Source organism: Rhizobium sp. PDO1-076 (assembly GCF_000247475.1).
Lineage (GTDB): Bacteria > Pseudomonadota > Alphaproteobacteria > Rhizobiales > Rhizobiaceae > Allorhizobium.
In genome coordinates, this window is the sequence record NZ_AHZC01000085.1 from 1 (window position 1) to 7,267 (window position 7,267).

A 7,267-nucleotide genomic window follows, 5' to 3' on the forward strand; every position below is an offset into this window, starting at 1 on the left:
CGGATATCGGGGTGAACGTCACGCTTGCTGGCAGCATTCAGGCCCTTGCGGACAACAGTGCTGGCAACCTGTCGATCCGATCTGCTGGAAGTGTGTTCTTGTCGTCGGCGGAGGCTTCAGGTGATGCCAGCCTTGATGCTGACGATGCGATCGAATTGAAACGGGATTTGATCGTTGCTGGCAGGATTGTCGTCACGGCCAAAGACGTCAGATTGCTTTCATCCTCGGGAGTAACTGCCGGCAAGGCACTTTCGATTGTCACCCGCGACACTGTTTCAGCTGTTGGCATGATCAAGTCAGGTCAATCCGCCGATATCCACGCAGACAAGACTGTCGAACTGGCGGGAATGATCGTTGCGCATGATGATCTGAACGTAAGCGGCGCGCGGCTATCAATGGATACCGGTACGCTGTCCGGGGCAAACATCCATCTTTCCGCGCAGGCCGTCGAATTGTCCAATGCCTGGCTCTCATCGACCGAGAAGACCTATGTGACTGGCAACGACGTGCTACTCGATGAAGGCACTGCCTTTTCGACCAATATAGCCGTGGTCGACGCAAAATCGACTCTCAAGATCGGAACATTGATCGACAGTCGGATTTATCCCGCGCTGACGCTTGCATACCAAAACCTGGAAATCACCCGTACCGGCACGCTGGCAAGCGACGTGCTGGATCTCGACGTGCAAGGCGCGCTCGTGAACGAGGGGCTGTTGTTCGGGCGCGACAGCGCGAGCATCAAGTCGAGTTCCCTATTGAACGGGGCGTCCGGCACTGTTCGAAGTGATGGCACAGTCCGGTTGAACGTTGCAATTGGATTTGAAAACCTCGGCTCCGTTTTGTCGCCAGCAGCGCTTGAGATCGTGACGCAAGGCATAGTCCGAAATCAGGGTATTTTGCAGTCAGCTGGAAGCCTCAGCCTGAACACTGCGGACGATGTAATAAATTCAGGCACCATATCTGCTGGCAACGGCTTGTCTCTGAAGACGTCCGGGCTGGTCTCGAACGCAGGCTCGGTTTCCTCTACCAATACGCTAACGCTGCAGGCGCAGTCCTATCTTGGATCCTCGAACGCCACGATTGTAAGTGCCAAGGCTGCAGTCATCATTGATGGGGACCTTCGCAACCACGGCTTGATTGCTGCCTCCGACGACATGACCCTGACTGTTGGCGGTCTGTTGGAAAACGGTGCCGCTGGAACAGTCACGGCATCCACTCTACAGACTGCAATCGAAGGAGATTTAGTCAATCTCGGGCAGATCGTTTCCACTGCCAGCCTGAAGATCGTGACCAGTGGCCTGGCAACCAACAAGGGGCTTATCCAGGGGGGCACATCCCTGTCTCTCGACGCTGCTGAGGGGGTTGTCAACTCTGGCAGTCAGGCAACCATCGCGGCGGGGAACGCGTTGACCCTCTCGGCTTCCGACCTTGCAAACGAGGGCGGGCGGATCGTCGCACAGGACGTCGTTGATCTGCAGCTGTCGGGCAACGCGACCAACAAGGGATTGATCTACGCCGCAAACCAAGGGCTGGTTTCGGCGGCAGGGCTTGATAACCAAGCGGGTGGCCAGATCGAGGGGGGTAGCCTTTCGATCACGCTGCCGGGCGGTTGGACAAATAGCGGCACGGTGTCGACCAGCGATGGCCTGACCGCCACGATTGGCGGTCAGTTTCGCAACCAGGGTAGCCTGGTTGTCGGTGGCGTGCTGACGTTGACAAGCGCTTCGCTGGTCACCGGCGGCTCCAGTCGTCTTCTGGCTCAGAACATTGATGCGATCATTGATGGGACCGTGTCCAATGCGGGTGCCTTCGAGGCTGTCGATGCCCTGTCGCTCAGGGCGGTGGGAGGCTTGTCCAACGCCGCAGGCGCGTCCATCAACGGCAAGCAGGTTGCCCTTGATATTCGGTCAGCTTTCCTGAATGTCGGTCAGCTTCTGTCGAGCGGTACTCTGGACGTCATAGTGACCGGATTGCTGGCGAATGCATCAACGATTGCGGCCATGGGTGACCTTTCACTTCAGGCGACGACCGTTGAAAACACCGGCGAACAGGCTCGGATCAGCAGCGGAAGGGATTTGCAGCTTGTCGTTGATGGCAATCTGACCAATGCATTGGGTCAGATTCTGGCAACGCGCAATGGCAAACTGAACATTGGTGGCCTGTTGTCGAACTTGTCGGGCCGCATCGAAAGCGGCGCGGACCTCGACCTGGCCGCTTCGTCGGTGAGAAATGACGCCGCCGCCGACAGCCGGACCGAAGTTACGCGTATCGAAACCCTTGGAGCCGCAACGCTCAGCTTCTTCCTCAATCGTCCAAGCAGTCAGGATTATTTCAGCATCCAGACAGCGGTACGCGACGAGTTTTCAGGCGACGTCGTTACAAAGCAGGCTGGCGTCATTCGGTCTGGTTCCGATCTTTCGATCACCACCAATGCCTTGACCAATCAGCAGGGGCGAATCCTGTCGGCCGGTAACATGAGTGTGCGCGCGTCGACTGTGTACAACGATGCGGTTCAATACACGCTCAACCACTATCGCAATAGCTGGGGCTCAAGCCAGGAATGGCTGCAACCCTTCTACACCCCCACCGATATTGGCTGGTCGACGCATTCCTATAGCGCGGCCGCATTTCGCGATCCTGGCCTTCTGGCCGCAGCGCAGGGCGGTGACATCACGATCGTCATCGCGAAGGGGAATGCACCGGTCTCCAAGACCTATAGCGGTCGTGAGAAATACCGGGAACGTCTGGACCAGGCAGCCAAGCTCAACATCTACAGCTACACCGATGCTGCAAGCCTGCTCGACCTCGCAGCACTCGGTATCGATCCCAACAATATTCCCGATGTTATCGTGATCGGCACACGCTTCACCACACTCGGTGGAGCCTATTATGACTTTCAGGGAAAGACCCTGGTTGGCCAAACCACCGCATCTCTTGGATCGGTCATCAAGGCGAGCGGTGCGCTTGAGCTCAATGCCGCCTCGGTGACCAATCTTGGCACGATTTCCGGGGATACGGTGGCGATTGAAGCCGGCACCCTGCAGAACGGGCAGCCGCTGGTGTCGGCAGTCGACGGCTCTCAATTGGGCGGGCCTGCTGGCCAGGCACTCGGAAACGTGCGTCCGGTCGCAATGACCGTGGACGATGTTGTTGTGCCGCCTCTGTCATTCAATGCGCAGCCGAGCCTGCCCAATGTCTCCGTCAACCGCGCCGACTTCGGCACGCTTGAACGCCTGACCGGATCACATGAGGCGGCGACGCTGCTGGGCAGTGTTTCTGTTCTCGGGCAAAACCTGTCGATCTTCGCCGATCCCGAAGCGGAAGCGCGCGCTTTTTCCGATGCGATGGCTAAAACGACGGGCGGCGCGCTGGTTATCACCGGCAAGACACCTGATGAAATCCGGACTGAGCTTTACAGCAATGCCCTTGCTTTCGCATCGGCCTCCGGTGCGCAATATGGCACGACCCTGACGGAGGCACAGCGCGCGGCGCTTGAGAAGCCGCTTGTCTGGCACGAGACACGGATCGTTGATGGCCGTCAGGTTCTGGTGCCGGTCCTCTACTTGCCACCGAAGGACGAATTGCTGCGCGGCCCACGCGGACCAGGCCTCATTCAGGGCAATGATCTCGTTGTTGAGGTCCAAGGTACGCTTGCCAACACGGGCGCCATGATTGCCCGGGATTTCGCGTCGATTTCAGCCCGCGATATCGTCAATGAACGTCTGGCCGATCTGGCAGCCCTCGAACGTGGCGATACCGACTTTGGCGGCACCTATGGTGGCGTCCTGGGCCGCAGCGACAGTGGTTTGATTTCTGCGGGAAGCCTCTATCTGCAGACGGATGCCAATTTTGCCAATCGCGGTGGTAAGCTTGCCTCTGCCGGTGACCTCAGCATTCGGGTTGGAGGAGATTTCACCAACGAGACGTTGAAGGTCGCTCGTCTTGTCGACAAGTTGGACGGCTGCGAAGGCAAGGCCTGTGGCACGCTGCGCACGGACTGGAGCGTGGCCGAGATTGCTGCCGGCGGTGACCTCACTCTGGTCGCCGACGGCACCTTGACCAACTGGGGTGGCAGCATTGGTGCGGTTGGGGATACTGTTCTGGCCGCAGCCGACGGCATTCATATGCAGACCCTGCAGGATAGCTTCCTGCTGAAGGACGTCAAAGCACGCGGCTTCCTCTCCGGCAGCCATGTGGTCGAACATGCGATCCTGACCCAGGAAGCACAAGCCAAGTCGTTGACCGGCAATCTGTCGATCCTTGCCGGCTACTCTCTGTGTGCAGACGGCAAGCTGTGCGCCGCAGGAGACGGGACAGCCAATGCCGTTCTCAACGGAGCGGTGATCTCCGCCTATGAGGACGTCACCCTTGCGGCTCAGGGCGATGTCACGCTCGGTGCTGTCAGCACCAGCGTCGACAACAAGAACAAGCAGTGGGGTTTTGCCGGCTTGTCCTGGAGCAAGGTCAGGCAGGAATGGAATTCAGTCGACACGCGTGTGACCCGCATCGCCGGTGAAAATGTCGCCATCAATGCTGGTGGCGATATTACCGGTGTGGGCTCGAAGATTGCAGCAGCCAATGACCTGCTTATCCTCGCCGATGGCACGGTGAGCTTCAAGGCTGCCCAGGACCAGCGCTACTTTACCGAGAAGGGCTTCTCGATCGGCCTGACCTTCCCCGGTTCTGCGGGCATTGATGCGGCCTTGAAGGGCGGGAGTGGGCAGGAGGTTCTCACCGGCCTTGCCTCCATCAATCCGTTCACGGCAACGCTTGCCCGGTTGTCGCAATCGGAAAATGGCCTGGGTGCGGCCCTTGCATCGGCCTATGTGACCGTTGGTGGCCTCAATGGACTCAAAGGCGGGCCTGGTGCACTGGGAGCGCTGATCGATCCGACATCGCCCTTTCGTGATACAAGCGGCGCGCTGACCGGTCAGTCGGTCCTGTCCAGTATCGGGATCAACATATCGAGCTGGAAGACGGAGCAACGTTGGTCGGAAAGTGCGCAAGCGCAGCTGTCCGTCGGCAATGACCTTGTGTTGAAAGCCGGCCTTGATGTGGTTCTCGCGGGTGGCACGCAGCTGGTGGCCAGAGGCGATGCCTTGGTCAAGGCGGAGCGGGACGTCATCCTTGCTGCTTTGGCCGACTATGCCGATACCAAGGCGCGCTCCTTCAGCCTGTCGATCAAACCGCTGGCGCTTGAAGTGGGCGTCAGCGCCAGCCGTCAGAACGGCGAGACAACCAGCTACAGCAATGCCGCGATCGTGGCAGGCGGCACAGTGGATGTGACGGCCGGCCGTGACCTGATGCTGGCTGGCGGCAACATCGAAGGCAAGATCGCGGAGATCATGGTCGGGCGTGACCTGACGATCGCCAGTCTCCAGGATACCAACACCTATCGCGAAAAGACCTTCGGCGCTTCGATCAGTCTGACGCCGGCTGGCATCGGCGGCTCGCTGACAGCGGGCAAGACCACGGGCGATTATGCCAATGTGGCGCAGCAGAGTGGCATCTCGGCCGGGAGTGGTGGCTTTGACATCACGGTCGGCGGCAAGGTCGACCTGATTGGTGGGGCAATTGTCTCGGAAGCGCCGGCGGACAAAAACGCGCTTTCGGCCCGCGAGATCACCTTCCGCGATCTCGAGAATACATCGAAGGCGCAGACGGGTGGTTTTGGCGTCAGCCTGACACCGGGTGGTATTGCCTCCCCGATCGTCAGCCAACCGGCAACGACGTCGGAAAGTGGCGCGGTGCGCTCGACGATCTCGCCGGCCATCTTGTCTCTGAGTGGCCAGAGCCAGGATCTCGCCAGCCTCAACCGCGATCCGGCCCTTGCCAACACCCAGGTCGGCGCCTTCGACATCGAGGCGCTGCAACAGAAGCAGCGCGATGCGGCGATCATCAGCCAGGCGCTGAACCTGGCGGTTGGCGACATCTCCCAGCAACTTGGTTTTGCCGAAGGATCTGCGGAAAAGGTTGCCCTGCATGCAGCCGTCGGTGCGCTGGTCTCGCAACTGGCTGGCGGTTCTGCTGGCGCCGGTGCTTTGGCAGGAGGCATCAGCGAAGTTGCCAATGGCTTGTTGCAGCAGGTCTTGAAGGCCAATCCCAATCTCACACCGGACCAGCGCAGCGCGATTAGCCAATGGGCTGCCGTCGTCGTGGGTACCGTTGTCGGCGGGCAGGCTGGAGCGGCTGCGGCGCTTGACAACGTCAATCACAACTTCCTGACGCACCAGCAACGTGACGAACTCGAAGCGGCACTAAAGGCCTGTGAAGCGCAGAGTGATGCAACCGCCTGCAAGGAGGCCGTGTCCGAGTATTACATCGCAAAGGATTTTGAGAAGGAGGCGGAGCTCGACCTCTGCCAAACGACCGCCTGCCTGAAGCGTGTTCTGGGAGACCTGTATGGCAACGCGCAATTTGCCTACAACGATGTCCTGGCGTTGCAGGAGTTGGGCGTCAGCGAGGTTCTTGCCCAGCGCATGCTCGCCTATCAGGTTCAGGAGCGCTGGCTGTCGGGGGATGCGTCACCCTTCGAACAGCGGATCGCGGATGTCGCCGCCGGAGTCGCGTATTGCGAGGCAACCGGCGGATCGACCGGTTGCTACACCACAGGACCGTTGCTCAAATACGCCTCGGAGGCTGTCACCGAACTCGTCTACATGATGCTGGGGGCAGTATCGGCGGGCAAGGGGACCGGCGGGCAGCCCAAGCCAGGTGGAAACGCAGGCACTGGTGGCGGTGCCACAGAGACAGCGGCGCTGCGTTACAACAGCAAGGGGTTGAACGCGGATTTCTATGATGAAGCGGGCAATCAAACCCATTGGCGCAACCCGCTGACCAACCAAGTTGAACCGATCCCGCAAGGTGTCAAACTCCATCAGGATCACATTTATCCGAAAGCCGAAATCGGAAGGTTGAAAGGGTTTACCCAACTAACCCCAACACAACAGAATGCAATCCTGAAAGACCCGCTTAACCTGCAACCGATGAACGGCTCGATGAATTGCTCCAAGAGCAATTGTGTGATGGATGGCAGCAAACCATGGTTGACTTACAAAGGTCAGGCGTTGAACCCTGACTATCAGAAATGGTTAGGGAGCGCGCAAGAGCAGACGCGAAGAGCTTTGACGGACAAAATAGAGGCACTGCTTCAACAGCGACCTTAACGACGAGGAGACAGGACGTGCCGATACAATACCAGACTGTCACACAGGCAGAATTCCTGGCGGAAGCCAGCGCTGATGGCGTGTGGACAAGGGCGCAGGAT

General features: G+C 59.1%; 1 protein-coding gene. It reads left to right on the forward strand.

The window, feature by feature from the left end; translation table 11 throughout:
- The first annotated feature begins 11 nt into the window (after positions 1 to 11).
- Positions 12 to 7,166 carry a hemagglutinin repeat-containing protein gene (locus PDO_RS06640; RefSeq protein WP_141649833.1) on the forward strand — a complete coding sequence of 2,385 codons (7,155 nt, stop codon included), beginning with the start codon at positions 12 to 14 and terminating at the stop codon, positions 7,164 to 7,166.
- The last annotated feature ends 101 nt before the right edge of the window (positions 7,167 to 7,267 follow it).